Source organism: Ruegeria sp. CDSC085 (assembly GCF_059610465.1).
In genome coordinates this window covers 71,750-94,771 of record NZ_JBXWNR010000001.1, presented here as the reverse complement: position 1 = coordinate 94,771, position 23,022 = coordinate 71,750, and the positions used below count along the sequence as shown (strand labels likewise).

The 23,022-nt window shown below is 58.8% G+C and carries 27 protein-coding genes; 19 read left to right on the top strand and 8 right to left on the bottom strand.

Annotated elements, in window-relative coordinates:
* The first annotated feature begins 33 nt into the window (after window positions 1-33).
* From bcoG to AC2FJB_RS00450, 4 genes are all read left to right on the top strand, one after another.
* Window positions 34-948, top strand: coding sequence for a 3-dehydrocarnitine:acetyl-CoA trimethylamine transferase BcoG (bcoG, locus tag AC2FJB_RS00465; protein ID WP_117868736.1), 915 nt, complete (start codon window positions 34-36; stop codon window positions 946-948).
* A gap of 61 nt (window positions 949-1,009) precedes the next feature.
* On the top strand, window positions 1,010-1,327 hold the full coding sequence (locus AC2FJB_RS00460; RefSeq protein ID WP_117868737.1) for a hypothetical protein: 318 nt from the start codon (window positions 1,010-1,012) through the stop codon (window positions 1,325-1,327).
* Window positions 1,328-1,335: 8 nt separating this feature from the next.
* Window positions 1,336-2,802 carry a carnitine 3-dehydrogenase gene (locus tag AC2FJB_RS00455; RefSeq protein ID WP_496719283.1) on the top strand — a complete coding sequence of 489 codons (1,467 nt, stop codon included), beginning with the start codon at window positions 1,336-1,338 and terminating at the stop codon, window positions 2,800-2,802.
* A complete protein-coding gene (locus AC2FJB_RS00450) occupies window positions 2,799-3,557 on the top strand; it encodes an SDR family oxidoreductase (RefSeq protein ID WP_496680837.1) in 759 nt (252 codons plus the stop codon). Before AC2FJB_RS00455 ends, AC2FJB_RS00450 begins: the two co-directional genes overlap by 4 nt.
* 1 nt (window position 3,558) lies before the next feature.
* Here the strand turns inward: AC2FJB_RS00450 and AC2FJB_RS00445 are convergent, their stop codons facing one another.
* Together AC2FJB_RS00445 and AC2FJB_RS00440 are read right to left on the bottom strand one after the other, a co-directional pair.
* Window positions 3,559-3,741, bottom strand: coding sequence for a hypothetical protein (locus AC2FJB_RS00445; protein ID WP_117868740.1), 183 nt, complete (start codon window positions 3,739-3,741; stop codon window positions 3,559-3,561).
* A 79-nt stretch (window positions 3,742-3,820) separates the two neighbouring features.
* Entirely contained in the window at window positions 3,821-4,690 is an 870-nt protein-coding gene (locus AC2FJB_RS00440) for a helix-turn-helix domain-containing protein (RefSeq protein WP_496719284.1), read from the bottom strand.
* Window positions 4,691-4,798: 108 nt separating this feature from the next.
* Between AC2FJB_RS00440 and AC2FJB_RS00435 the strand changes: the two genes are divergently transcribed.
* The 3 genes from AC2FJB_RS00435 to AC2FJB_RS00425 are packed head-to-tail and all read left to right on the top strand — an operon-like array spanning window position 4,799 to window position 6,821.
* Window positions 4,799-5,002 carry a DUF2061 domain-containing protein gene (locus tag AC2FJB_RS00435; RefSeq protein WP_496719285.1) on the top strand — a complete coding sequence of 68 codons (204 nt, stop codon included), beginning with the start codon at window positions 4,799-4,801 and terminating at the stop codon, window positions 5,000-5,002.
* Window positions 4,995-5,897 carry a fatty acid desaturase gene (locus tag AC2FJB_RS00430; RefSeq protein ID WP_496719286.1) on the top strand — a complete coding sequence of 301 codons (903 nt, stop codon included), beginning with the start codon at window positions 4,995-4,997 and terminating at the stop codon, window positions 5,895-5,897. The genes AC2FJB_RS00435 and AC2FJB_RS00430 overlap by 8 nt, the downstream gene beginning before the upstream one ends.
* A gap of 21 nt (window positions 5,898-5,918) precedes the next feature.
* Window positions 5,919-6,821: an EamA family transporter gene (locus tag AC2FJB_RS00425; protein WP_496719287.1), complete on the top strand. Its 903-nt coding sequence runs from the start codon at window positions 5,919-5,921 to the stop codon at window positions 6,819-6,821.
* Here the strand turns inward: AC2FJB_RS00425 and AC2FJB_RS00420 are convergent.
* The 4 genes from AC2FJB_RS00420 to AC2FJB_RS00405 form a co-directional block, all read right to left on the bottom strand.
* Complete coding sequence (locus AC2FJB_RS00420) at window positions 6,818-8,164, bottom strand: DEAD/DEAH box helicase (protein WP_117868744.1); 1,347 nt, start codon at window positions 8,162-8,164, stop codon at window positions 6,818-6,820. The two genes, AC2FJB_RS00425 and AC2FJB_RS00420, sit on opposite strands and share 4 nt — an antisense overlap.
* A 185-nt stretch (window positions 8,165-8,349) precedes the next feature.
* Window positions 8,350-9,279, bottom strand: a complete 930-nt coding sequence (locus tag AC2FJB_RS00415) for a glycosyltransferase family 2 protein (protein WP_496719288.1) — start codon at window positions 9,277-9,279, stop codon at window positions 8,350-8,352.
* Entirely contained in the window at window positions 9,276-10,019 is a 744-nt protein-coding gene (locus AC2FJB_RS00410) for a hypothetical protein (RefSeq protein ID WP_496719289.1), read from the bottom strand. The genes AC2FJB_RS00415 and AC2FJB_RS00410 overlap by 4 nt, the downstream gene beginning before the upstream one ends.
* Window positions 10,020-10,068: 49 nt before the next feature.
* On the bottom strand, window positions 10,069-11,673 hold the full coding sequence (locus AC2FJB_RS00405) for a peptide chain release factor 3 (protein WP_496719333.1): 1,605 nt from the start codon (window positions 11,671-11,673) through the stop codon (window positions 10,069-10,071).
* Window positions 11,674-11,782: 109 nt separating this feature from the next.
* Here AC2FJB_RS00405 and AC2FJB_RS00400 point away from each other — a divergent pair, with 109 nt between their 5' ends.
* From AC2FJB_RS00400 to AC2FJB_RS00365, 8 genes are all read left to right on the top strand, one after another.
* Complete coding sequence (locus AC2FJB_RS00400; protein WP_299893793.1) at window positions 11,783-12,145, top strand: nuclear transport factor 2 family protein; 363 nt, start codon at window positions 11,783-11,785, stop codon at window positions 12,143-12,145.
* A 74-nt stretch (window positions 12,146-12,219) separates the two neighbouring features.
* A complete protein-coding gene (locus tag AC2FJB_RS00395) occupies window positions 12,220-12,999 on the top strand; it encodes an SDR family oxidoreductase (protein ID WP_496719334.1) in 780 nt (259 codons plus the stop codon).
* Between the two features lie 2 nt (window positions 13,000-13,001).
* A complete protein-coding gene (locus AC2FJB_RS00390; protein WP_496719290.1) occupies window positions 13,002-14,114 on the top strand; it encodes a YhaZ family DNA alkylation repair protein in 1,113 nt (370 codons plus the stop codon).
* A gap of 107 nt (window positions 14,115-14,221) precedes the next feature.
* The gene (locus AC2FJB_RS00385) at window positions 14,222-15,271 is read left to right on the top strand and encodes a methyltransferase domain-containing protein (RefSeq protein ID WP_496719291.1); all 1,050 of its coding nucleotides are present in this window, start codon (window positions 14,222-14,224) and stop codon (window positions 15,269-15,271) included.
* 80 nt (window positions 15,272-15,351) lie between these two features.
* Entirely contained in the window at window positions 15,352-16,446 is a 1,095-nt protein-coding gene (locus AC2FJB_RS00380; protein ID WP_496671056.1) for an ABC transporter ATP-binding protein, read from the top strand.
* Between the two features lie 114 nt (window positions 16,447-16,560).
* Window positions 16,561-17,343 carry a 5'/3'-nucleotidase SurE gene (gene surE, locus AC2FJB_RS00375; protein ID WP_496719292.1) on the top strand — a complete coding sequence of 261 codons (783 nt, stop codon included), beginning with the start codon at window positions 16,561-16,563 and terminating at the stop codon, window positions 17,341-17,343.
* Window positions 17,340-17,990 (top strand): protein-L-isoaspartate(D-aspartate) O-methyltransferase, encoded by a 651-nt coding sequence (locus tag AC2FJB_RS00370; protein ID WP_117868752.1) that lies wholly within the window; start codon window positions 17,340-17,342, stop codon window positions 17,988-17,990. Before surE ends, AC2FJB_RS00370 begins: the two co-directional genes overlap by 4 nt.
* Before the next feature lie 62 nt (window positions 17,991-18,052).
* A complete protein-coding gene (locus AC2FJB_RS00365; RefSeq protein ID WP_496719293.1) occupies window positions 18,053-19,219 on the top strand; it encodes a LysM peptidoglycan-binding domain-containing protein in 1,167 nt (388 codons plus the stop codon).
* 62 nt (window positions 19,220-19,281) lie between these two features.
* Here the strand turns inward: AC2FJB_RS00365 and AC2FJB_RS00360 are convergent, their stop codons facing one another.
* The gene (locus AC2FJB_RS00360; protein ID WP_299640990.1) at window positions 19,282-19,953 is read right to left on the bottom strand and encodes a helix-turn-helix transcriptional regulator; all 672 of its coding nucleotides are present in this window, start codon (window positions 19,951-19,953) and stop codon (window positions 19,282-19,284) included.
* A 21-nt stretch (window positions 19,954-19,974) separates the two neighbouring features.
* Window positions 19,975-20,280: a hypothetical protein gene (locus tag AC2FJB_RS00355; RefSeq protein ID WP_299893782.1), complete on the bottom strand. Its 306-nt coding sequence runs from the start codon at window positions 20,278-20,280 to the stop codon at window positions 19,975-19,977.
* A gap of 220 nt (window positions 20,281-20,500) precedes the next feature.
* Between AC2FJB_RS00355 and AC2FJB_RS00350 the strand changes: the two genes are divergently transcribed.
* The 4 genes from AC2FJB_RS00350 (at window position 20,501) to AC2FJB_RS00335 (ending at window position 23,017) form a co-directional block, all read left to right on the top strand.
* The gene (locus AC2FJB_RS00350) at window positions 20,501-20,716 is read left to right on the top strand and encodes a twin-arginine translocase TatA/TatE family subunit (RefSeq protein ID WP_117868756.1); all 216 of its coding nucleotides are present in this window, start codon (window positions 20,501-20,503) and stop codon (window positions 20,714-20,716) included.
* 6 nt (window positions 20,717-20,722) lie between these two features.
* Complete coding sequence (gene tatB / locus AC2FJB_RS00345; protein WP_117868757.1) at window positions 20,723-21,181, top strand: Sec-independent protein translocase protein TatB; 459 nt, start codon at window positions 20,723-20,725, stop codon at window positions 21,179-21,181.
* Window positions 21,178-22,059, top strand: coding sequence for a twin-arginine translocase subunit TatC (gene tatC, locus AC2FJB_RS00340; RefSeq protein ID WP_496719294.1), 882 nt, complete (start codon window positions 21,178-21,180; stop codon window positions 22,057-22,059). The genes tatB and tatC overlap by 4 nt, the downstream gene beginning before the upstream one ends.
* A 115-nt stretch (window positions 22,060-22,174) precedes the next feature.
* Entirely contained in the window at window positions 22,175-23,017 is an 843-nt protein-coding gene (locus AC2FJB_RS00335; RefSeq protein ID WP_496719295.1) for an ATP-binding protein, read from the top strand.
* Window positions 23,018-23,022: the final 5 nt, after the last annotated feature.

The following is a 23,022-nucleotide window of genomic DNA, read 5'->3' as shown; positions in this document are numbered from 1 at the left end:
AGGCAAAACCGGGTATAACTTGGGGAAAACGCCATGCCTCTGGAAATGAACCGCGAAGTCTTCATCACCTGCGCCGTGACCGGCTCGGGCGGGACGCAGGATCGCAGCCCTCATGTGCCACGTTCGCCGAAGCAAATTGCCGACAGTGCGATTGCCGCCGCAAAGGCGGGCGCGGCTGTTGTGCACTGCCATGTGCGCGACCCCGAAACAGGTGCGCCGTCGCGCGATCTGGCGCTGTATCGTGAAGTGACCGATCGCATTCGGGATGCCGAGGTGGATGCAGTGCTGAACCTGACAGCTGGCATGGGTGGAGATATGGTGTTCGGCGGTATCGAAAACCCGCTGCCATTGGCAGAGGCTGGAACCGATCTGGTTGGTGCGACCGAACGTGTGGCCCATATCGCCGAGTGCCTGCCCGAGATCTGCACTCTGGACTGCGGCACTATGAACTTTGCCGAGGCCGATTATGTCATGACCAACACGCCCGGCGCGTTGCGCGCGATGGGACAGATGATGACAGACCTCGGCGTTAAGCCCGAGATCGAGGCGTTTGACACCGGCCATCTGTGGTTTGCCAAGCAACTGGTTAAGGAAGGGATTCTGGACCCCAACGCCCTGGTGCAGCTGTGCATGGGGGTCCCGTGGGGCGCTCCGGATGATCTGAACACCTTTATGGCGATGGTGAACAATGTGCCGGATGACTGGACCTTCAGTGCGTTTTCGCTGGGGCGGAATGAGATGCCGTTTGTTGCGGCTTCGGTTCTGGCGGGCGGCAACGTGCGCGTTGGTCTGGAAGATAACCTGTGGTTGGAGAAGGGCGTTCTGGCCGAGAACTGGCAACTGGTTGAACGTGCCGGAACCATTATCGAAAACATGGGCGCGCGGGTGATCGGGCCGCAAGAAGTCCGCGAGAAGCTAGGGCTGGTGAAGCGGGCCCCAAAGGGTTGACTGCCTGCGTCCGTTGCCCATGACCGGAAAGCGCAGGCGTGCCAGCAAAAGGAAGAGAGCAATGCGATCGGCGGTTGTAATCTGCGCGACGGTTCTGGCCGTATGTCTGCCCCGGGTTGGGGTGGGACAGACTGCGGAAGACCCATTGGCCCGCAAGGAATGCGAAGCCAAGGGGGGAAGCTATGAGATGGGCGGTCGGATACGGCAGTTTATCTGCTTTGAACCGTTGTCCGACGCTGGAAGCTCTTGCGAAAAAGCCTCTGACTGCGCAGGATTCTGCCTGTCAGAAACCAAACAATGCAGCGCAGTGACACCGCAATTCGGATGCATTCCGCATCTGGATGAGGCTGGGCGCGCGCGGGTAATCTGTATCGATTAGAGGACAGCATGACAAAGACGGCAGCAATTATCGGGGGCGGTGTCATTGGCGGCGGATGGGCCGCGCGGTTCCTGCTCAATGGCTGGAACGTTCGGGTGTTCGACCCGGACCCCGAAGCGAAACGCAAAATAGGCGAAGTGCTGGACAATGCGCGCCGATCCTTACCGGGGTTGAGCGATGTTCCGTTGCCACCCGAAGGCGCGCTGAGCTTTCATGACGACATGGCCGACGCCGTACAGGGCGCGACGTGGATCCAAGAAAGCGTGCCAGAGCGGTTGGACTTGAAGCTGAAGGTTTACAAGGGCTTGCAGGAGGCTTGTGACCCGGCTGCGATTATCGGATCCTCGACCAGCGGGTTCAAACCATCCGAGCTTCAGCACGGTGCCTTGCGCCCGGAACAGATCGTCGTGACGCACCCATTCAACCCAGTCTATCTGCTGCCGCTGATCGAGCTGGTGCCGACCGACAGAAACCCACCGGAGATGGTTGAACAGGCCAGGAAACTGCTGACCTCGGTTGGTTTCTTCCCGCTGCATGTCAAGAAAGAGATCGACGCGCATATCGCCGACCGCTTTCTGGAAGCCGTCTGGCGCGAGGCGTTGTGGCTGGTCAAGGACGGCATCGCCACCACCGAAGAGATCGACGAAGCGATCCGAATGGGCTTTGGCATCCGCTGGGCGCAGATGGGATTGTTCGAAACGTACCGTGTGGCCGGAGGTGAAGCGGGGATGCGGCATTTCATGGCTCAGTTCGGGCCAGCCTTGAAATGGCCCTGGACCAAGCTGATGGACGTGCCGGAATTCACCGATGAACTGGTCGACCTGATCGCCGATCAGTCAGACGCGCAATCGGGGATGCATTCGATCCGAGAACTGGAACGCATTCGCGACAACAACCTTGTGGGCATGATGCGGGCCCTCAAGGCGCAGAACTATGGTGCGGGGGCGGTGCTGAACCAGCATGATGCGCTGTTGAAGCCGGGTGCCTTGCCTACACTGGATCAGGCGGATCTGAGCCAGCCGATCCTGACCCTGTCCCGTGCCGTTCCGCTGGACTGGACGGATTACAACGGCCACATGAACGAGGCCAAGTATCTGGAAGCTTTTGCCGCCGCCACGGACCGTTTCATGGAGATCATTGGTTGCGATATGGAGTATATCGCGTCGGGTGGCAGTTATTTCACCGCTGAAAACCACATCCGTTACATCGACGAGGTCCATGCAGGGGCAAAGATCGACGTGCGCACGCAGATGCTGCTGGGGCAGGGCAAGAAGCTGCATGTCTTTCACAGCATGTATGAAGGCAACAAGCTGTTGGCCACGGGCGAGAGTTTCCTGCTGCATGTCAGTCTTGAAACCCGCCGCCCCAGTCCGCCGTCGCCCAAGATCGAAGCAGCGATGGCGCGGATTGCCAAGGCACAGGCCGGTTTGCCTTACCCTGAAGGGGCGGGGGCCGCCATTCGGAAGCCCTCGTGACCCGGCGCGTATTGGTAACAGCCGGGGCATCGGGTGTCGGTCGGGCCATGGCCGCGGCGTTTGACGCCGCCGGTTATGATGTCTGGGTGACGGATATTGACCCGTCAGCTCTGGATGCCTTGCCCGACCATTGGGTGGCGCACAGGGCTGATGTAACAAATGAGACCGACATGAGCGCTGTGTTTCAGGCTGTCGGGGCGGCCGGTGGGTTGGACGTTCTGTGCGCAAATGCCGGGATCGCCGGGCCGACAAACGCTATCGAGGATATCGATCTGGATGGATGGCGCGCCTGTGTCGCGGTCAATCTGGACGGGGCCTTTCTGGCCGCCAAGTACGCCGCGCCGATGATGAAGTCGGCGCGGGCGGGCAGCATCATTCTGACCTCCTCCACCGCCGGTCAGTACGGCTATCCGTATCGTGCGCCTTATGCGTCGGCCAAATGGGCGATCATTGGGTTGATGAAAACGCTGGCGATGGAACTGGGGCCGCTGGGTATTCGCGCAAACGCCATTTGTCCGGGTGCGGTGGAAGGCCCGCGCATGGAAGGCGTATTGGCCCGGGAGGCAGCCGCAAAGGGCATGACCCGCGATGAGGTTTACCAGGGCTATGCCTCTGGCACTTCAATGGGGCGCTTTGTGGAAGCGCAGGATATCGCCAATATGGCCGTTTTTCTTGCTTCAGACGCGGCGCGGCTGGTGTCGGGGCAGGTGATCGCGGTGGATGGGCACACCGTCAATCCCGACCCGAAACTGTAACTCAGCCCTGATTTGGGCCACGGATCTGGCGGATGGTCTGGCGGACCGCCTGCCAATCCTGTGCCTCTTTCTGGTTTCCGGCAGCTTCGCATTCGCGCATCTTTTGTGCGGCCTCTGCTTCGGCCCGGTCTCCGTGCGCAGCGTACAGGGCACGTGCGTATTGAGCGGTTTGAATTGCGTCCATTCCTGTGGTCCTCCGTTTGTGGTCGGAATGCCCGATGGTTCGCGCCAAGGGACGATAGCACAGGTTGCGCCTGGCTGCATCAACTGTTGCGGGAAGCCGCCGTTCTGAGCCGTCGCAAATGGTTCGGGAAATCGCGGGCGGCGACATCGGCCTCGCGCACCAACGTGTCGAAATGGCGTGAAAATGTCTCGATCCGATCCCGGTCGCGAAACGCCAAATAGTGACTTCCGGCATAAAAAACGCAAAGAAGCGGTCCGAAAATCGTAACCGGGGCGGAATACAACCTTTTGGCATCAAACAGATAGATCCGCATCCGGGGATATAGTTGTTCACACAGGGCCAGCAGGTGATCGATCTGTTCCAGCCGAATATCCGGGCAGAGACCATGGTAATACCCTGTGGCGCTGGCAAAGCTCTCGATCTCGTACAACGGCATGGCAATTTCGTAATCCGACTGAGCGCTGCGCATCCAGGTCAGCCTATCCTCGGACGCTCCGATGGCCTGATCTGCCGTGCGACCCAGATGTGGCGCATATTCCCATTCCAGTACCGCGCGCGTCTTGAGCATGTCTGGCAGGGTGGCCGGGACATAGCGGATCTTGTATCCGGCGGCTTCCTTGTGCCACTCGAAAATTCGCTCATCGACAAGGGCGCGGGGGGCTTCCGTAAAGGAGAGGGAACTGGCCAAAATCTCTGCCGCGCTTTCCGGTCTGTCGGACAGGCTCAGCAACCAGTCAGCCGAGACACCCAGTGCCGCGGCACAGCCACCCACAACATGCGCGTTGGGAAGACGCGCGCCATGACCGGTCAACAACTGAGAAACGGTCGAACGGTCCACGCCGATGTGGCGCGCAAGCGCGCTTTGGCTGACGTGACGGTCCTCCATCGCGCGGGCAAGGCGTAGGCGGAATTGAGCGGCGCGGTCGCGTTTGTCGATGTTTTCCTGCATGCGATGAAAAATATCACAGATGATTAGTTTTGTTAATCATATTCAGAATTTTCAGCGTGAGAAATGAAGTGTAACCCCTTTGTAAAAGCAAGAAGAATGGGGGTCGGAATGGAAACGCGGCGAAGATCTGTCGTGAAAGCAATCGTGTGGAATGCCATGGGGTTGGCCACCATGACGCTGGTGGGCCTGGTCGCCACCGGGTCGACCGCGGTTGGTGGGGCCTTGGCGTTGATCAACACCGCTATCGGCCTGACACTGTACGTGATCTACGAAAGACTATGGGCGGGAATCTCGTGGGGGCGTAATGGCTGAGCCTTCCACACCGAAATCACCCGAATGGGGCACGTTTATCCTGATCGTAGGGTGCTATGCCGCCTGGCTTGCCGGGCTGTTCTGGGTGGCAAACACGTCACTGTGGTTGGCGGCTCCGGCTCTGGGCTTTGTTGCAGCCCTGCATTCGTCTTTGACGCACGAAGTCCTGCATGGCCACCCATTTCGCGCTAAGTGGCTGAATGAGGCGCTGATGGCACTGCCACTGACCCTGGCCATTCCGTATAACCGCTTTCGTGATCTGCATTTGGCGCATCATCAGGATGCCACTTTGACTGACCCATATGACGATCCGGAATCCAACTACCTGGATCCCGAAATCTGGTCGGCGCTGCCGCGTGGCGTGCAGACGGTGCTGGCGCTGAACAACACGCTTCTGGGGCGGATGGTGCTGGGTCCGGCTATAGGGCAGGTTCTGTTTATGCGGGACGAGTGGCGGGGGCTGTGGCGCGGTGACAAGGCTGTCCTGTTGGCCTGGGCTTTGCACATACCCGGCGCGGCGGCGGTTCTGTGGATCGTTGCACAGTCAGCCATGCCGATCTGGGTTTATCTGATTTCGGCTTATATCGGGCTGGCGTTGCTGAAAATCCGCACGTTTTTGGAACACCGCGCGCACGAGAAATCCCGCGCACGGACTGTGATTATCGAAGACAGCGGGCCGTTGTCATTTCTGTTTTTGAACAACAACTTGCATGTTGTGCATCACATGAACCCAGCCGCGCCTTGGTATCGGCTGCCGTCGTTGTATCGTGATGGCAAAGACAGATACCTGGCCTGCAATGAGGCTTATTTATACCGCTCCTATGCACAGATTTTCCGGCAGTATCTACTACGTGCCAAGGACCCGGTTCCGCATCCGCTCTGGCCAAAGCGCTGATTTGCCGACACAACGGGTGACATGAGTCTCTGGATCCCTGTCACCATCGCCGCCGCCAGTTTTCAGACCGTGCGATTCATGCTGCAAAAATCTCTGAGCAGCGTGAAACTGTCTGCCGCAGGCGCGACCTTTGCCCGGTTTGCTTACTCCATGCCGCTGGCCGTTGCCGGGCTATGGGTGGCGTTGCATATAACCGGGGCCAGCCTGCCACCACTTGGCGGAGTATTCTGGCTTTATGCGGTTATTGGGGGCACCGCGCAAATCCTTGCAACGATTTGCGTGGTCGCGTTGTTCAAGCAACGAAATTTTGCGGTTGGGATCACCTTCAAGAAAACCGAAGTGATTCAGACCGCGATTGTCGGCTTTCTGGTTTTGGGTGACAGCGTTTCCGGCGGCGCGTTGATTGCGATCCTGTTGGGGTTGATGGCGGTGCTTTTGCTGTCAAAAACACCCGGTGGGGGCGGTGCCTGGTGGCGACATCTTACGAACCGTGCGTCCCAATTGGGGCTTGGATCAGGTGTTTTATTTGCCTTTTCTGCCGTCAGCTATCGCGGGGCGTCGCTGCAACTGGGCGATATCGACGCTTGGTTCCGGGCGCTGATCACCCTGGCCGCTGTCGTGACGTTCCAGTTTGTCAGCATGGGGCTGTGGCTGTTGTGGCGCGACCGGGCCGAGCTGCGTGCGGTTTGGCAGACGCGATCCACCGGCGTGTTTGTCGGCCTGACCAGTCTGGGTGGGTCGTTTTGTTGGTTCTGGGCCTTCACCTTGCAAAACGCAGCTTATGTCAAAGCGCTGGGTCAGGTGGAACTAATCTTCAGCCTGATGGCCTCGATCCTGTTTTTCCGCGAGACGATCACCCGGCGAGAAATCGCCGGGATGCTGCTGTTGGGTGTTTCGATACTGGCGTTGATGCTGGCGATTTAGCCCGCTCGACGCTCGTCAAAACTGAGGGCTATGAAGCTGGGCAGGTGATCACCCATGCCCACAACGGCCCGACCGGTGTCTTCCTTGCGTCCCCGGCCACGGCCCTTTGGCTCTCGTTCTTTCCTGACGTCTTTTTTGCCATCTGGCTCCCGGGTTTTCTTCTCGGGCGTCGGCTTTTCGGGCTTGGGGTCTTCCTTGATCGGATTGTCGAGGCGTGGAATGTCTTTCTGGATCAGCTTTTCGATCGCGGCGAGGGCCTTTTCATCTCGGCCTGAACAGATCGTAATTGCCTTGCCTTCGCGCCCTGCACGACCGGTGCGGCCGATGCGGTGTACATAATCCTCGGGGTGGCCGGGGACGTCGAAATTGAACACGTGGCTGACGGCCGGAACGTCCAGACCGCGCGCAGCGACGTCCGATGCCACCAGCAGGCGCAATGATCCGTCGCGGAACCCGTCCAGTGTCTTCATCCGCTGTGACTGATCCAGATCGCCATGGATGGCGGCCGCATCATAGCCATATTTCTTCAGCGATTTCGCACAGATATCGACATCTGTCTTGCGATTGCAGAAGATGATTGCGTTGGTGCACTTTTCACCCTCTGCGTCGATCAAAGCACGCAGCACGTTGCGCTTCTGGCTTGCTTCACGATCCCGGCGGCCGCCTTTGAACATGACAACGCCCTGTTCGATCGTCTCGGATGCGGTTGCTTGCCGGGCAACTTCAACCCGTGCAGGGGCCGACAGGAATGTATCTGTGATTCGTTCGATCTCGGATGCCATGGTCGCCGAGAAGAACAGCGTTTGCCGTGTGAAAGGCGTCAGCGAGAAGATGCGCTCGATGTCAGGAATAAAACCCATATCCAGCATCCGGTCGGCTTCGTCCACCACCATGATCTGCACGCCGTTCAGCAGCAGCTTGCCACGTTCGAAATGATCCAGAAGACGACCCGGAGTGGCGATCAGAACATCGACGCCGCGGTCGATCAGCGCCTCTTGCTCTTTGAAACTGACGCCGCCGATCAACAGCGCTTTGGTCAGTTTCAGGTGCTTGCTGTAGGTGTCGAAATTCTCGGCCACCTGAGCCGCCAGTTCCCGCGTCGGGCACAGAACCAGAGAGCGTGGCATCCGCGCGCGGGCACGTCCACGCGCCAGCAGAGTGATCATCGGCAGTGTGAAGCTGGCGGTTTTCCCGGTGCCGGTCTGGGCGATTCCCAAGACATCGCGGCCTTCCAGAGCGGGAGGAATCGCGCCTTCCTGAATAGGGGTTGGGGTTTCGTATCCGGCTTCCTCAATGGCTTTGAGGACCTTCGGGTTCAGGTTCAGTTCGTTAAATTTTGTCATGTAAGTCCGGTTTTTGCGGACACTTGACCTGGCCCGCGCGTCAAAGATGTGCCGGGCCCGGATGGCCATACGCGTGATGCGACATTTCGGCTTGTACGCGGACATAACAAAAACGTTGGTCGGGGTCAAATGAAGAGAATTTCACCTGTTCCGGCCCTTGGCTTTCCGTGAATTTCAGCAACAATTCAGCAACTTCCGGGGAAGTGTTTCTCTAGCTTTTCGTCCAGGTTCAGTGGTCGGTGGCGCAGCAGGCCGTGGCGTTCCAGGTTGGCGCGCACCCCTGAGTCTGTGCCGCTCATTTCTTTGTAGAACGCGCGCAGGCCGTCCATGCCTTGTTCGGCCTCGATCCAGTGGAGTAATTCATTCTTGCTCAGGCCACCCTGGTCACGCGGGACATTCGGTGCCATGCCTGCCTGATACGAGCCGCGATTCATGCGAAACTGATAATGCGCAATCCAGTGGTCCCAACCTGGGGCATGGCGATGGCACAGATCGATCTGAGGGAGTTCGTGTTTGCAGGGCAGAAGCACTTTGTTCTGAAACAGGTTGTGGATGCGGAAGCTTAAGTTTTTCAATCCGGTGCGCACGAACAACTTTCCCTGCACGTGGCTTAGGAAACCACCCATGACAAACGCGCCGTAATTCGGATAGATGGTCTCGACCAACGCCTCGCGGTTCGGGCCATGCGGGATATGTGCTTTGTACAGGTCTTTGCCCCCGGCCAGCGCCTCTAACGGGCGGACACGGGCGGCGTGAACCGCGTTCGGAACATCGCGCAACACATCTGCGATGGGGGTTGTGGACCACAGAAATTCATCCACGTCGATATGGGTCAACCAATCCAGTTGAGTGTTTCGGTAGGCAAAAGTGGCGTGAACCGACTGGCGCACCTGATGTTTTTCCGGTCGTGCGCGTCCGCGTTTTTCCCAAAAGGCATCATCACAGACGCGAACCCGGACCTTGGGGTGCATTCTGAGTGCTCTGAACGTGCGGCGGTTGGGCTCGTCCATGTAGATATACATGAAATCCGCCCCCAGTTCGAGGTGATGGGCCACGAACCGAAGGACGTCTTCGGTTGGCCCCCGGACCATCGAGACAATGCCCCAGGTGGTCATTTGCGCGGCGCGCGGGTGTCGCGCATGAGTTTCAGACGCCGAAAGACACCGCCGGGGTCCTTGTTCAGTTCGGTCATCAGGTGATCCACGAGTGGCGCAATGGTGGGATCGTTCATCGCTTTGGTCCAGATCGGGGCGATGAGATTGACATCCAGGCCGCCCTTTTCGAAGGAAAAGCCTTTCATCTGATAGGGCAGCGGCACGTGTTTCCTGTCCTTGAACTGAAACGACGTTTCCGGGGCCAGCCCCGAGAAGAGCCTCTCGAACTCATACAGTTTCATCATGCCGAAGAATACGCGCAAGGCATGTCCGACCTCGCGCTGTGTCGGGGTCTGACCATGATCGGCAAAGGTCTGAACAGAAGACACCAGCCATCGCAGGTCGAGGACGGAAAGAAGGTGATCTGATTGCTCTTGCCACACCCGACAGAACAGCGCAGGGGCCTGACGCGGGAATGACCGCTTTCTTAGGTTCGAGATCAGTTGGGCGTTGAGGAAGGCAAGCTCCGAATTCCCGACAAATTCCCGCGCGATCTGGACGCGCTTACGGTCCCACGTGCTACTGCGTCCGGGCGGCAATTCGGTGGCTGTGTCGGGCACGGTTCGTTTGGCCAGATCTTCCAGATCGACGTCAAGCACGGGCAGGGTCAGGGTGCCGAACTGAAACGGGCTGCGCCGGTTCTCATAGCTGTCCAGCATGTCGGGCAGGCCACCGGGATAGGTCAGTTCGTCGTCACTCATGCGCGCAGGATTGCACAGCCGGGTTCGGCTGCGCAATCAGCCAGTTGCCTCAGGTCATCATCTCCTTTGTCGCGGTCAGTTTCAGCGCGGGATAATCGCGGACGACCCGGTCGATATCCCATTGCAGGCGGGTCAGATAGACAATGTCGCCGTCATGGTCATGGGCGATGTGCTGTTTGTTGGCATTCACGAACTTTTCGACCTCGGTCTTTTCACCACTGACCCATCGGGCCGAGGTGAACTGCGATGCTTCAAAGCGCACGGGCAGGCCGTATTCCATCTCGATTCGGCTGGCGAGCACTTCGAACTGCAATGCACCAACGACCCCCACGATAAAACCCGAGCCGATCGAGGGTTTGAACACTTTGGCGGCGCCTTCTTCGGCGAACTGCATCAGGGCTTTTTCCAGATGCTTGGCCTTCATCGGGTCTCCGGGCCGCACTGTTTGCAACAGTTCCGGCGCGAAAGAGGGGATGCCGGTCACGCGCAGCGCTTCGCCTTCGGTTAGGGTGTCGCCGATGCGCAGCTGCCCGTGGTTGGGAATGCCGATGATATCTCCGGCCCAGGCCTCTTCCGCCAATTCTCGGTCTGAGGCGAGGAACATCACAGGGTTCGAAATCGCCATCGGTTTTTTCGACCGTACATGGGTCAGTTTCATACCGCGCTTGAAGTGGCCGCTGGCCATGCGGACAAACGCCACCCGGTCGCGGTGCTTGGGGTCCATGTTGGCCTGCACTTTGAAGACAAACCCTGCGACCTTCTTTTCGTCGGGGGATATCTGGCGCGGTTCGGCAGACTGAACCTGTGGCTGCGGGCCATAGGCACCGATGCCTTCCATCAGTTCCTTGACGCCAAACGAGTTGATGGCCGAACCGAACCAGATCGGTGTCATATGGCCTTCCAGCACAGCCTGCGGGTCAAGCGCGGGCAGCAATTCGCGGGCCATCTCGACCTCTTCCAGCAGCTTGTCCAGCAGATGCTCGGGCACGTGTTCCGCCAGTTTCGGGTCGTCCAGCCCATTGATCTCGATGCTTTCGGCCACCTTGTTGCGGTCCGCGCGATCCATCAGTTCAAGCCGGTCACGCAGCATGTCGTAGCAGCCGATAAAATCGCGGCCCACGCCGATGGGCCATGCCGCAGGGGTGACGTCGATGGCCAGCATTTCCTGAATTTCGTCGATGATCTCGAACGTATCGCGGCTTTCGCGGTCCATCTTGTTGCAGAAGGTCAGGATCGGCAGATCGCGCAGGCGGCAGACCTCGAACAGTTTCTGCGTCTGGCTTTCCACACCTTTCGCTCCGTCGATCACCATCACGGCAGCATCCACAGCGGTCAGCGTACGATAGGTATCCTCGGAAAAGTCCGAGTGACCCGGCGTATCCACCAGATTGAACCTGAAGGTGTCATAGTCAAATGACATTGCGGATGCGGAAACCGAAATACCGCGATCCTTCTCCATTTGCATAAAGTCCGACCGGGTTCGCCGGGCTTCGCCTTTGGCACGGACCTGACCGGCCATCTGAATCGCACCCCCGTACAGCAGGAACTTTTCCGTCAGCGTCGTCTTGCCCGCATCCGGGTGCGAGATGATGGCGAATGTCCGGCGCCGGGCGATCTCGGGCGGCAATGTGGGTTGGTTCGAGGTATCAAGCATGAGCGCGCGTATATGCGGGGAATCCTGCCGAAGCAAGACAAAGGGGCTGGTTCGAATCATACGTTTGTGGCAATAAGAACATATAGTGAACAAATGATGGAGTGGCTCAATGAATTTGAAAGAGATTGCCGACGAACTGGTGGCTGGTTGCCGGGAAGACCGGGCCAAGGAAAACCTATCCAAGCTTTACGCCCCCGACGCCGTATCGGTCGAAGGGCAGGACTTTCAGGGAATGGGTCGGGAGACCAAAGGGCTCGACGCCATCCGTGGCAAACACGAGTGGTGGGAGAATGCCCATGAGGTTTCTGGTGCGTCTGTCAGTGACCCATTTCCCCATGGCGAAGACCGTTTTGCCGTGATTTTCGAAGTGCAGGGCAAGGTGAAGGAAACCGGCGAAGCGTTCGATATGCGCGAAGTGGGTGTCTATCACGTCGCTGACGGCAAGATCGTCCGGGAAGAGTTCTTTTACTGAGGTGGCGCTGCCGTTCTGGCCTTCCCTGTCTGGCCGGTGCTAGACATGCGGCAATGACTGACAGGGAGGATCCGATGGATCTGGGAATTCAAGCAAAGCGCGCGCTGGTCTGTGCCAGCAGCAAGGGATTGGGTCTTGGGTGCGCCGAGGCGCTTGCTGCGGCTGGCGTAAACCTCGTGATGAACGCACGTGGTTCCAAGGCGTTGGAGGCTGTGGCCGCGCGCCTGCGGTCAGAGCACGGCGTTGAGGTGCAGACCGTGGCCTGCGACGTGACCACGCCCGACGGGCAAGCGCAGGTGATCAAAGCTGCACAGGGCGTTGATATTCTTGTGACAAATGCCGGTGGACCGCCGCCCGGATCGTGGTCGGACTGGGAGCGGGATGATTTCATCAAGGCGCTGGATAGCAACATGCTGACACCGATTGCATTCATGAAAGCGTTGCTTCCCGAAATGATGGACAAGGGATGGGGCCGGGTGGTCAACATAACCTCGCAATCCGTGCGTGCGCCGATTGCGGTTCTGGGCCTGTCAAATGCGGCGCGTACCGGTCTGACTGGCTATGTTGCCGGAACTTCGCGTCAGGTAGCGCCACACGGGGTGACCATCAACAACCTGCTGCCGGGTATTCATGCCACGGACCGGGCGGATTCTCTGGACAGCGGTGTGGCGGAACAACAGGGTATTTCGATCGACGAAGCACGCGCCAACCGTGCGGCGACAATCCCGGTCAGACGCTATGGTTCGCGGCAGGAATTTGGTGCCACCTGTGCGTTTCTCTGTTCGCAACATGCGGGCTTTATTGTCGGCCAGAACATCCTGCTGGACGGCGGTGCGACCAACCTGACGATGTGACCATGGCGCAGGGGTTTTCGTTAAAGGATCAGCTGTTCAACGCTGATAAGGTAAGCTTTCTCAGTAAGTTATTTGTGGAAGCTGAACCGGCGTTCAATGCTCCTGCGTTTCGGACACAGGTCATGTCGCGCCTGCCCGAACTGGAACTGAAAGAGCGTATGGCCTGGATCGCTGAGTGTCTGCAACAGGCCCTGCCGGGTGACTTGCCAACAGTCGCCCCGGTGATTTTGCGGGCATTGCCGCCTGCGCTGGACCCTTCCAGATCTGATGATGATTTCGGCGATTTCATTTTCGCGCCTCTGGGTGAATGGGTCGCTGGTATCGGGATGGGTCACGTTGGTGTATCACTGGACATGCTGGAAGAGCTGACGCAGCGGTTTTCGATGGAATGGGCCATTCGGCCTTTCCTGAATCATGCCCCGGACAGGGTGCTCGAGCGGATGCAGGACTGGTGTACCCATGACAGCTATCACGTGCGCCGATTGGTCAGTGAAGGCACGCGGCCCCGTCTGCCATGGGGGCAGGGCATCGGTCTGGGTCTGACGGACCCGTTGCCGCTGTTGGACCGATTGCACGGTGATCCGACCCGGTATGTCACGCGGTCCGTTGCCAACCATCTGAATGACATCACCAAAAAGGACCCTGGCCTGGTGCTGGGCCGTCTGGACAAGTGGCGCGCCGAGGGGCGACAGACCACGGCAGAGCTGGAGTGGATGACTTCTCATGCGCTGCGCGGACTGGTCAAGGCGGGGCACCCAGAGGCGATGAAAATGCTGGGATTTAACCCGGATACCGATGTTGCAGTAACGATTGACCTGAAGTCCAAAGCCCGCATCGGCGGCGCATTGGAGTTTTCAGTCGGTTTGAGCGGAGAAGGTGAACAGCTCGTCCTGGTGGATTATATCATTCACTTTCAACGCCCTGGAGGGAAAACCTCAGCGAAGGTGCATAAGCTGAAACAGGCAACCCTGAAAGGCGGCAAGCTTAATCTTGACAAGCGTCACAAACTGAAGGGCGATGCCACGACTTTCAAGCTGGTCCCCGGAGCGCATCGGCTTGAAGTTCAGGTGAATGGCAATATCCGCGCCGATGTGGATTTCGAGCTGCTGGCGTAAAGCCCCACCAGAAGGCTCACACTTTTGTCAGAAGCGCCTTACCCGGATTGCGAACCGCGGACCTGTGCATTAGCTGCGATGCAGCCACTTGCAAGGGGAAGACCGCGATGAAGCATGAATCGGTGCAGAATTATTATGGTGAAGTCCTGCAAAGCAGTGCGGATTTGCAGACCAACGCCTGCTGCACGCCTGACGACATGCCAGAACACCTCAAGCGTATCCTCTCAAGGATTCACGACGATGTGCTGACGCGCTACTATGGCTGCGGTCTTATCGCGCCGCTGGATCTTGAAGGCATGTCGATCCTCGATCTCGGCTGCGGGGCCGGACGCGACGTCTATGCCTTGTCCGCCATGGTCGGTGAAAAGGGCCGGGTTGTCGGGATCGACATGACGCCTGAGCAATTGGATGTCGCCCGTGCGCATCAGGAATATCATGCCAGCGCGTTTGGCCACGCCCAGAGCAATGTGGAATTCCATCACGGTTACATCGAAAAGCTGGATGAGCTGAATCTGGAGCCCGGATCGTTTGACATCATCGTCTCGAACTGTGTCATCAACCTGGCGACCGACAAGGATGCTGTTCTGAAGGGCGCGCACCGGTTGCTGAAAGAGGGCGGCGAAATGTACTTCTCGGACGTCTATGCCGACCGCCGTATCCCACAGGCGATGACCGAGGATGAGGTTTTGTATGGCGAGTGCCTGTCGGGTGCATTGTACTGGAACGACTTCCTGTCGATGGCGCGCAAGGCGGGTTTCGGCGATCCGCGCCGGGTGACGCATCGCCCGCTGACCATCGAGAACCCGGTGTTGGAAGAACGTGTTGCCCCGCTCAAATTCCTTTCGGCGACCTATCGTCTGTTCAAGCTGCCTGCGCTGGAACCGGCCTGTGAGGATTACGGTCAGGCGGTGGTCTATAAAGGCACTGTTCCCAACGCACCGCATGCGTTTGTTCTGGACGATCACCACGTTATTGAAACCGGTAAGGTCTTTCCGGTCTGCGGCAATACCTGGATGATGCTTCGGGACACGCGGTTTGCCCGCCATTTCGACTTTATCGGCGATTTTTCTACCCACTTCGGTATTTTCGAGGGCTGCGGCGGCGAAAGCCCGTTTGAGGCCACAGGCGAAGCAGCTTCACCCGGTGGTTGTTGCTGATCGCTTGCACCTGAGGGGCGGGGTTGCTATCCCCGCCCAAGCCCGATGGATTTGATCGGGACAGGCAATGGGGTCCATCGGTGACAGGTAACGCAACTCCTCCGCGTCTGGAAATTCGCAACATTATTTGCCGGTTCGAAGGGCGTGTCGTTGTGGATGACGTGTCGTTGACCGTGCAGGCCGGCAAGGTGACGTGTTTGTTGGGGCCGTCTGGCTGCGGGAAATCCACAACCTTGCGCATGATTGCCGGGGTTGAGATGCAGGACTCGGGCGAGATCTACGTCGATGGCAAGCTGATCTGTGACACCGTGTTTCGGGTGCCGCCAGAGCGGCGCGAGATCGGGTTGATGTTTCAGGACTTTGCGCTGTTTCCTCATCTGAGCGTGGCCAACAACGTGGCCTTTGGCCTGAGGGGCAGCAAGGACGAGAAACGTGCCCGGGTCGAGGAACTGCTGCGCAAAGTGGACCTGATGCGGTTCATCGACGGTTTCCCACATCAGTTATCGGGCGGAGAGCAACAACGCGTGGCCCTGGCCCGCGCTTTGGCGCCACGCCCCAGGATCATGCTGATGGACGAGCCGTTCTCGGGTCTCGACAACCGTCTGCGCGACGGTATTCGCGACGAGACGTTGTCCATTCTCAAGGAAGAGGATGCGGCTGTCCTGCTGGTCACACACGAGCCGGAAGAGGCAATGCGGATGGCGGATGAGATCGCGCTGATGCGGCGCGGAAAGATCGTCCAGCAGGGCGCGCCGTACAACGTCTACACCCGACCCGCAGACAAGGCAGCCGTGGCGTTTTTCAGTGATATTAACGTGCTGCAAGCGCAAGTGAACGGAGCGCTGGCCGACACGCCTTTTGGTCAATTCCTGGCGCCGGGTATCCCGGATGGAACGGATGTCGAGATCGTCTTCCGCCCCCAGCACGTCAAACTGGATTTTGATCGCAACGGCAAAGGCCCATTGCCGACCGCGACTGATGGAGTAGCAGCGCGGGGCGTGGTCGAACGTGCGCGTTTTCTGGGAAACGAAAGCCTGGTCGAGTTTCGCATGGACTACGACGGCTCGGTCCTCAGGGCGACGGTTCCGAATGTCTTTGTGCCCAATCCGGGCCGTGTCATGTGGCTGACCATTCGTCGTGACAAGTGTTTCATTTTTCCCAAGATGCAGAGTTGACCTCTCGATTTCCGTACGAGTGGTGCGCGAAAGCCTCAGGTTGCAGGTCCACGTCGCTTGCCGCAGCGCAGTGCCGGGTCTATCAAGGGCCAAACGTGGGGGTAGATCGGGCACATGCGTATTCTTCTGACCAATGATGACGGGATCAACGCTCCGGGCTTGATCACGCTGGAAGCGATCGCTGCTGAACTGGCAGGGCCGGATGGCGAGGTTTGGGTTGTTGCACCTGCCTTTGAGCAATCCGGGGTCGGGCATTGTATCAGTTACACCCACCCCACAATGATCGCCAAGCTGAGCGAACGGCGTTATGCGGCGGAAGGGTCGCCTGCGGATTGTGTATTGGCGGGGCTGCATGATGTGATGACGGACTGCGCACCGGATCTGGTCCTGTCCGGCGTGAACCGGGGCAACAACTCAGCCGAAAACACGCTTTATTCGGGCACTATTGGCGGCGCGATGGAAGCGGCCCTGCAAGGTATTCCTGCTATTGCCTTGTCACAGTATTTCGGCCCACGAAATCTGGGGCTGGACGACCCGTTCGAAGCTGCCGCTCGGTACGGGGCCGATCTGGTCCGGCGCATTCTGGATGCAAATCCGGAGGAGCAGGGTGATTACCGTTTGTTTTACAACGTGAATTTTCCACCTGTTCCGGCAGATGAGGTACTGGGTACGCGCGTTGCAGCGCAGGGATTCCGGCGCGACACGCATTTTTCGGTCGAGCCGCACAGCTCGCCCTCGGGGCGGCGCTTCCTGTGGATCAAGGGTGGCTATCAGCATAACCCGACTGCGCCGGGAACGGATGCTGCGGTCAATCTGGAAGGCTATATCTCGGTCACACCGATGCGCGCCGACTTGACCGCATATGACATGCTGGAGGCATTGAAGGCGGTCGAATGAGCGGATTGGACCCAGAAACCGTGATGCAGTTCCTGTTTGCCCTGCGCAAACGGGGGGTTACGGATGCGCGCGTTCTGGCGGCGATGGAACAGGTTGACCGGGGACGCTTTGTCACCGGCCTGTTCGCGGACCGTGCCTACGAGGACATGCCATTGCCGATTTCCTGCGGTCAGACGATCAGTCAGCCATCGGTCGTCGGCCTCATGACGCAGGCGCTGGACGTTCGGCCGCGCGATACCGTGCTTGAGATTGGAACCGGGTCGGGTTACCAGGCAGCGATCCTGTCTAAACTGGCGCGCCGCGTCTATACGGTCGAACGCCACCGGCGGCTGGTCAGCGAGACAGGAAAGCTTTTTGCCGATCTGGGGCTTACGAATATCACGTCCATGTTGTCGGATGGATCCTTTGGTTTACCGGAACAGGCTCCGTTTGATCGGATCATTGTGACGGCGGCGGCCGAAGACCCTCCGGGACCACTCTTGGCGCAGCTGAAAATCGGGGGTATTATGGTTTTACCCGTGGGTCAGTCGGACACGGTGCAGCAGTTGATCAAAGTGACGCGCACCGAGGACGGTCTGGACTATGACGAATTGACGTCGGTCCGTTTCGTGCCCCTGCTTGAAGGGCTTGGCAAGGACGAGGCGTAGCAGGCTTTATAAATTGGTCGCCGGAACCCCGGACAACAGGGGCAGGCGTTGAGGACAGAATTATGAGTGCAGTATCCAAATCAGCTATGCGTCGCTGCGCGACCGGAGTGGCCGCTCTGGCCTTTCTGGCCGGGTGTGAGGGGCCACTGGATTATGACCTGCGCGGGCAGATCGGCGGGTTTTCGACCACTGATGCAGTGCAGTCGGCAACAACGTCCCGCCCGTCCCCCGATAGCCGGGGGGTGATAACCTATCCGAACTACCAGGTTGTCGTGGCCAGACGGGGCGACACGGTGCGCGATGTGGCCGCGCGCGTTGGCCTGCCCGAGGGTGAGCTGTCGCGTTTCAATGGCCTTCAGACAACCGACACCCTGCGAGAGGGCGAAGTCCTGGCCCTGCCACGTTCAGTGGGCGCGGGCAGTGGCGTGGACATCGCGTCGGTTGCCGGGGCGGCAATTGATCAGGCCCCTGAAACGGGGGGCGTCCGGACAACAACGCTGGAACCTGCCAAACCAGCCCCGGCGCTGGTCGCAAGCGGGCCGGAACCTGTCCGCCACAAGGTCAAGCGCGGCGAAACGGCGTACACGATCTCGCGCCTCTATCAGGTGCCGGTCGAATCGCTTGCGGAATGGAACGGTCTTGGGTCCGACTTCACCGTACGTGAAGGTCAGTTTCTGTTGATCCCTGTCAAAAACCAGCCCGCCCCACGTCAAAGCGCCGCTGCGGCGGCGCCTGTTGCGGCCACCGAGGTAACGGAACCGGGGCAGGGATCGCCGACGCCAACGCCTCCAAGTGCCACGCAACCCTTGCCCGATGAAAAGGTTGAACCGCTCGCCGAAGCCCCTGATGTGACTGCCGAAGCCCCTACAAACACGCGGTCTACCGCCTTGTCCCTGCCGGTCAGCGGCACAATCATCCGTGGATATAAAAAGGGCAAGAACGAAGGTATCGACATCGCTGCGGCCCCTGGCACAGCAGTCACCGCGGCTGAGGCCGGAACCGTTGCGGCGATTACGGCGGACGCGGATCAGGTGCCGATCATCGTGGTCAAACACAATAACGATCTGCTGACGGTCTATGCCAACGTTGATGATATCACCGTCAAGAAAGGTGATCGGATACGCCGTGGGCAAAAGCTGGCGCAGTTGCGGGGCGGAGACGATGCCTATGTGCATTTCGAAGTGCGCAAAGGTTTTGAATCCGTTGATCCGGATCCCTACCTGAAGTGAGGATACATGGCCCGTTTTGGGCTGTGCACTCTGTCCGGGACAATCCTGAACACGGCTGCCTGTCAGGCGTGGGGGTCGTAGTCGCTCAGGCGTTTTCCGGGTTCGTCTGCGAAGATCTCTGGCAGCGGCGAGACGGATTCGATCAGGTCGATGCGGAAGACGCGGAAACCGTTTCGCAATTCGCACCAAGCAGTCAGGGTCCAGACGCGGCCCCAGTATTCCATGTGTAAAGGACGGATGGTGCGCTCGGTCAAAACACCGTCAATGCGGCGGTAGGACAGTCGAAGCTTCTGGCGCGATTTGATGGCCGCGCGGATCGGTGCCATATGCGCAAGCCCACGGGCTGCATCGGCGAAAGGATAGACCGCGAATTTCCAGGTATCGGCCTCGGCCACAACCTGTGTGGGCAGAACGGCATCGATCTTGTCGGCCAGAGAGTTCGCAGCGGCTTTCAGCTCTGGATCCGCGGCCTCGGCAACGATGGCCATACCGAGGTTCAGTGCCTCAAGCTCGGCCGGGGTCAGATTCAGCGGCGGCAGGGTGATCTGCTCGCGCACCATGTAACCCACGCCGCGCTCACCTTCGACCGGGACGCCCGATGCGACCAGAGTATCCATGTCGCGATAGATGGTGCGGACCGACACTTCCAGCCGGTCCGCGATGTCCTGCGCGCGGTGCAGTTTGCCATCGCGCAGGATCTGGATGATATCGAACAGGCGGTCAGTTCGGCGCATGACACGCCGTCCAGACCACCTTTAAACGGTCATGTTCCATAGCACATTTTCATGGCGCATCTTTTCGCTGCCGGGTTTGATGGCGGCCATCAGGGCGGGCGCAAAATCCTGCTGGGGAAACTTGGCCGCGGCATCCTGCGCGGCATTCATGTTCTGCCAGACCACACAATCCGTCCACCCCCCGTCATCGCCCATGCTGAGGTTGCGATGAACAAAGCCGGGAGCGGCGCGAACAAACGCTTCGGTGGCCTGGCTGAGCTTTAAGAACTCTTCGGTCGTTGTGCCTTCGGCCAGGGTGAAAGTGACAAATTCTGCAACTTGGGTCATGTGAGTCTCCGTTGACCAGGTTTCGATACCATCGTTCTAGCCAATACCAACTGACATAAACCTGTCAGTTGGAAAATGCGAGCCCATAGTTTTTTGCAGATTGCTTCAATTTTCGTGCTCAATTTTCGCCTAATCCCTTTTGAGGCAGGGCATACGGGCGTAAACACGGTCCCAGTTCATATTCCCGGCGCACATGCGTCGATGAAAAAGGAGAAGAGACATGCTCAACAATATTGGCCTTCCCGGTCTTCTGCTGATCGCCGTTGTGGTTCTGGTTCTGTTTGGCCGTGGCAAGATCAGCTCGCTGATGGGCGAAGTCGGCAAAGGCATCACTGCGTTCAAGAAGGGCGTCAAAGACGGTTCGGAAGAACTGGAACAGGACGCGTCGGAACTGGCCAAGGATGTCACACCCGAGACCGAGAAAGACAAGGTGTAACCACAGATGTTTGATCTGGGCTGGACCGAGCTTCTGGTCATCGGCATTGTCGCCCTGATCGTTGTCGGGCCGAAGGACCTGCCGGTGTTGTTTCGCAATGTGGGGCGTTTTGTCGGCAAGGCCCGTGGCATGGCGCGTGAATTCAGCAGCGCCATGAACGAGGCTGCCGATCAGGCCGGAGTGAACGAGATCAAGAAAGGCCTCAACGCTGCCGCGAACCCTGTGGGCTCGGCCATGGACGGCGTAAAGCAAGCCGCGCAGGATATGGCGAAAAGCATCGATCCCACTAAGTTCGATCCTGACAGCGAAACCGGTAAACTGGCAGCAGAGCGGGCCGAGCAGGCCAAGAAAATTCAGGCCTCAACTGCCCGCGCCGCCGCCGAGCGCAAAGCCAAGGAAGCTGCCGAGGCACTGGCCAAGGCCGAAGAAGCCGAAGCGGCGCTGAAGACTGAAGGCGAAACATGACCAAGACCGACGAGATCGAAGATACCTCGGCCCCATTGATCGAGCATCTGGCCGAGCTGCGTACGCGGTTGATCCACTGCGTCGTGGCCTTTCTGGTCGGGATGATCATCTGCTTTACAGTGGCCACGCCGCTCTTCAACTTTCTGACCAATCCCCTATGTGAGGTTCTGAATGAGCGTGGACAGGATTGCGGCCTGATCTTCATATCGCCGCAGGAAGGGTTCTTTGTCGCGATCAAGGTCTCGCTGCTCGGCGGGTTCATTCTGGCCTTTCCCTATATCGGGATGCAGATGTGGCGCTTTGTGGCTCCGGGCCTCTACAAGTCGGAAAAGAACGCGTTTCTGCCTTTCATGCTGGCCTCGCCCTTCATGTTCCTTCTGGGCGCAAGCTTTGCTTTCTACGTTGTGACGCCGTTGGCCTATGACTTCTTCCTTGGGTTCCAGCAGTTCGGGGCTGAAGGTGAAGCCGTGGCCGATGGAGTAACTACAGCGCCGCTAAGCGTGGTGTTTCAGGGCTCGGCGCAGGAATACCTGAACCTGACGATCAAGTTCATCGTGGCCTTTGGGCTGTGCTTCCAATTGCCGGTTCTTCTAACCCTCATGGGCAAGGCAGGACTGGTGAGCGCAGAGGGTCTGGGTGCAATGCGCAAATACGCGGTTGTTGGCATTCTGGTGCTGGCGGCGATCGTGACGCCCCCTGACGTGATCACCCAGATCATTCTCTTTGTTGTGGTCTACGGCCTCTACGAGATCTCGATCTTCCTGGTGGCTCGGGTCGAAAGGAAACGGGAAGAGCAATTGCGGGCTGAAGGTTACTACGATGATGAAGAAACCGAAGCAGACGAAGACCTGATGCGGGAATTCGAAGACGACAAGTAATCTGCTGACACAGCAACTGAGGCGCGCCCCGACGGGCGCGCCCTTTTCGTTGGCTGGCCTTGTTGCGCCAATCAGAACATGCTTTGAACCGATCCAGACCTGACCGGAGGAGCCGATGGACGACCAAGCCCTGAACCGTATTGCTGCCGCGTTGGAGCGCATGGCGCCGGTGCCTTTGGCCACACCGGATTTCAACGCAGCCCCGGCCTTTGTCTGGCATGTGGAACCGGAACGGCTAGAACCGGTTGAACAGGTCAATCGCGTCGATCTGGATCTGTTGGTCGGCATCAATCGGTCGCGTGACACGTTGCTTGATAATACGCGCCGGTTCGCGGCTGGTTACAAGGCAAACAATGCGTTGCTATGGGGGGCGCGGGGGATGGGCAAATCCAGCCTCGTGAAAGCCGTTCACGGCGCGCTGAGCGCGGACCACCCCGCACTGAAACTAGTGGAACTTCAGCGCGAAGACATGGGTTCGGTCGCCCGCCTGCTGAACCACCTGCGCACGGCACCTTATCGGTTCATCCTGTTTTGCGACGACCTCTCGTTCAGTCACGATGACCAGCATTACAAATCGCTCAAGGCCGTTCTGGATGGCGGCATAGAAGGTCGCCCGGAAAACGTGGTATTCTACGCGACCTCGAACCGCCGCCACCTGATGCCGCGGGACATGATTGAAAACGAACGTTCCAGCGCCATCAACCCGTCAGAGGCGGTCGAAGAAAAGGTATCATTGTCCGACCGCTTCGGATTGTGGCTGGGATTCCATCCCTGCGATCAGGACGAATATCTTGCCATGATCGACCGCTATTGCGCGGCCTACGGCGTTTCGGTCGATGCCGAAACCCTGCGCGCCGAGGCAATTGAATGGCAGGCCACTCGCGGATCGCGTTCGGGTCGTGTCGCGTGGCAGTTCTTCGTCGATCTCGCCGGGCGCAACGGCGTTCATATCGCCTGATGCCA

Bases quoted from the DNA above. Each gene is read 5' to 3' on its own strand.
- AC2FJB_RS00360 (WP_299640990.1), bottom strand. From the start codon at position 19,953: ATGCGCCGAACTGACCGCCTGTTCGATATCATCCAGATCCTGCGCGAT.
- AC2FJB_RS00335 (WP_496719295.1), top strand. From the start codon at position 22,175: ATGGACGACCAAGCCCTGAACCGTATTGCTGCCGCGTTGGAGCGCATG.
- AC2FJB_RS00350 (WP_117868756.1), top strand. From the start codon at position 20,501: ATGCTCAACAATATTGGCCTTCCCGGTCTTCTGCTGATCGCCGTTGTG.
- bcoG (WP_117868736.1), top strand. From the start codon at position 34: ATGCCTCTGGAAATGAACCGCGAAGTCTTCATCACCTGCGCCGTGACC.
- AC2FJB_RS00410 (WP_496719289.1), bottom strand. From the start codon at position 10,019: ATGAGTGACGACGAACTGACCTATCCCGGTGGCCTGCCCGACATGCTG.
- AC2FJB_RS00435 (WP_496719285.1), top strand. From the start codon at position 4,799: ATGGAAACGCGGCGAAGATCTGTCGTGAAAGCAATCGTGTGGAATGCC.
- AC2FJB_RS00370 (WP_117868752.1), top strand. From the start codon at position 17,340: ATGAGCGGATTGGACCCAGAAACCGTGATGCAGTTCCTGTTTGCCCTG.
- AC2FJB_RS00440 (WP_496719284.1), bottom strand. From the start codon at position 4,690: ATGCAGGAAAACATCGACAAACGCGACCGCGCCGCTCAATTCCGCCTA.
- surE (WP_496719292.1), top strand. From the start codon at position 16,561: ATGCGTATTCTTCTGACCAATGATGACGGGATCAACGCTCCGGGCTTG.
- AC2FJB_RS00355 (WP_299893782.1), bottom strand. From the start codon at position 20,280: ATGACCCAAGTTGCAGAATTTGTCACTTTCACCCTGGCCGAAGGCACA.
- AC2FJB_RS00420 (WP_117868744.1), bottom strand. From the start codon at position 8,164: ATGACAAAATTTAACGAACTGAACCTGAACCCGAAGGTCCTCAAAGCC.
- AC2FJB_RS00455 (WP_496719283.1), top strand. From the start codon at position 1,336: ATGACAAAGACGGCAGCAATTATCGGGGGCGGTGTCATTGGCGGCGGA.
- tatB (WP_117868757.1), top strand. From the start codon at position 20,723: ATGTTTGATCTGGGCTGGACCGAGCTTCTGGTCATCGGCATTGTCGCC.
- AC2FJB_RS00395 (WP_496719334.1), top strand. From the start codon at position 12,220: ATGGATCTGGGAATTCAAGCAAAGCGCGCGCTGGTCTGTGCCAGCAGC.
- AC2FJB_RS00400 (WP_299893793.1), top strand. From the start codon at position 11,783: ATGAATTTGAAAGAGATTGCCGACGAACTGGTGGCTGGTTGCCGGGAA.
- AC2FJB_RS00405 (WP_496719333.1), bottom strand. From the start codon at position 11,673: ATGCTTGATACCTCGAACCAACCCACATTGCCGCCCGAGATCGCCCGG.
- AC2FJB_RS00460 (WP_117868737.1), top strand. From the start codon at position 1,010: ATGCGATCGGCGGTTGTAATCTGCGCGACGGTTCTGGCCGTATGTCTG.
- AC2FJB_RS00445 (WP_117868740.1), bottom strand. From the start codon at position 3,741: ATGGACGCAATTCAAACCGCTCAATACGCACGTGCCCTGTACGCTGCG.
- tatC (WP_496719294.1), top strand. From the start codon at position 21,178: ATGACCAAGACCGACGAGATCGAAGATACCTCGGCCCCATTGATCGAG.
- AC2FJB_RS00430 (WP_496719286.1), top strand. From the start codon at position 4,995: ATGGCTGAGCCTTCCACACCGAAATCACCCGAATGGGGCACGTTTATC.
- AC2FJB_RS00365 (WP_496719293.1), top strand. From the start codon at position 18,053: ATGAGTGCAGTATCCAAATCAGCTATGCGTCGCTGCGCGACCGGAGTG.
- AC2FJB_RS00425 (WP_496719287.1), top strand. From the start codon at position 5,919: ATGAGTCTCTGGATCCCTGTCACCATCGCCGCCGCCAGTTTTCAGACC.
- AC2FJB_RS00385 (WP_496719291.1), top strand. From the start codon at position 14,222: ATGAAGCATGAATCGGTGCAGAATTATTATGGTGAAGTCCTGCAAAGC.
- AC2FJB_RS00390 (WP_496719290.1), top strand. From the start codon at position 13,002: ATGGCGCAGGGGTTTTCGTTAAAGGATCAGCTGTTCAACGCTGATAAG.
- AC2FJB_RS00415 (WP_496719288.1), bottom strand. From the start codon at position 9,279: ATGACCACCTGGGGCATTGTCTCGATGGTCCGGGGGCCAACCGAAGAC.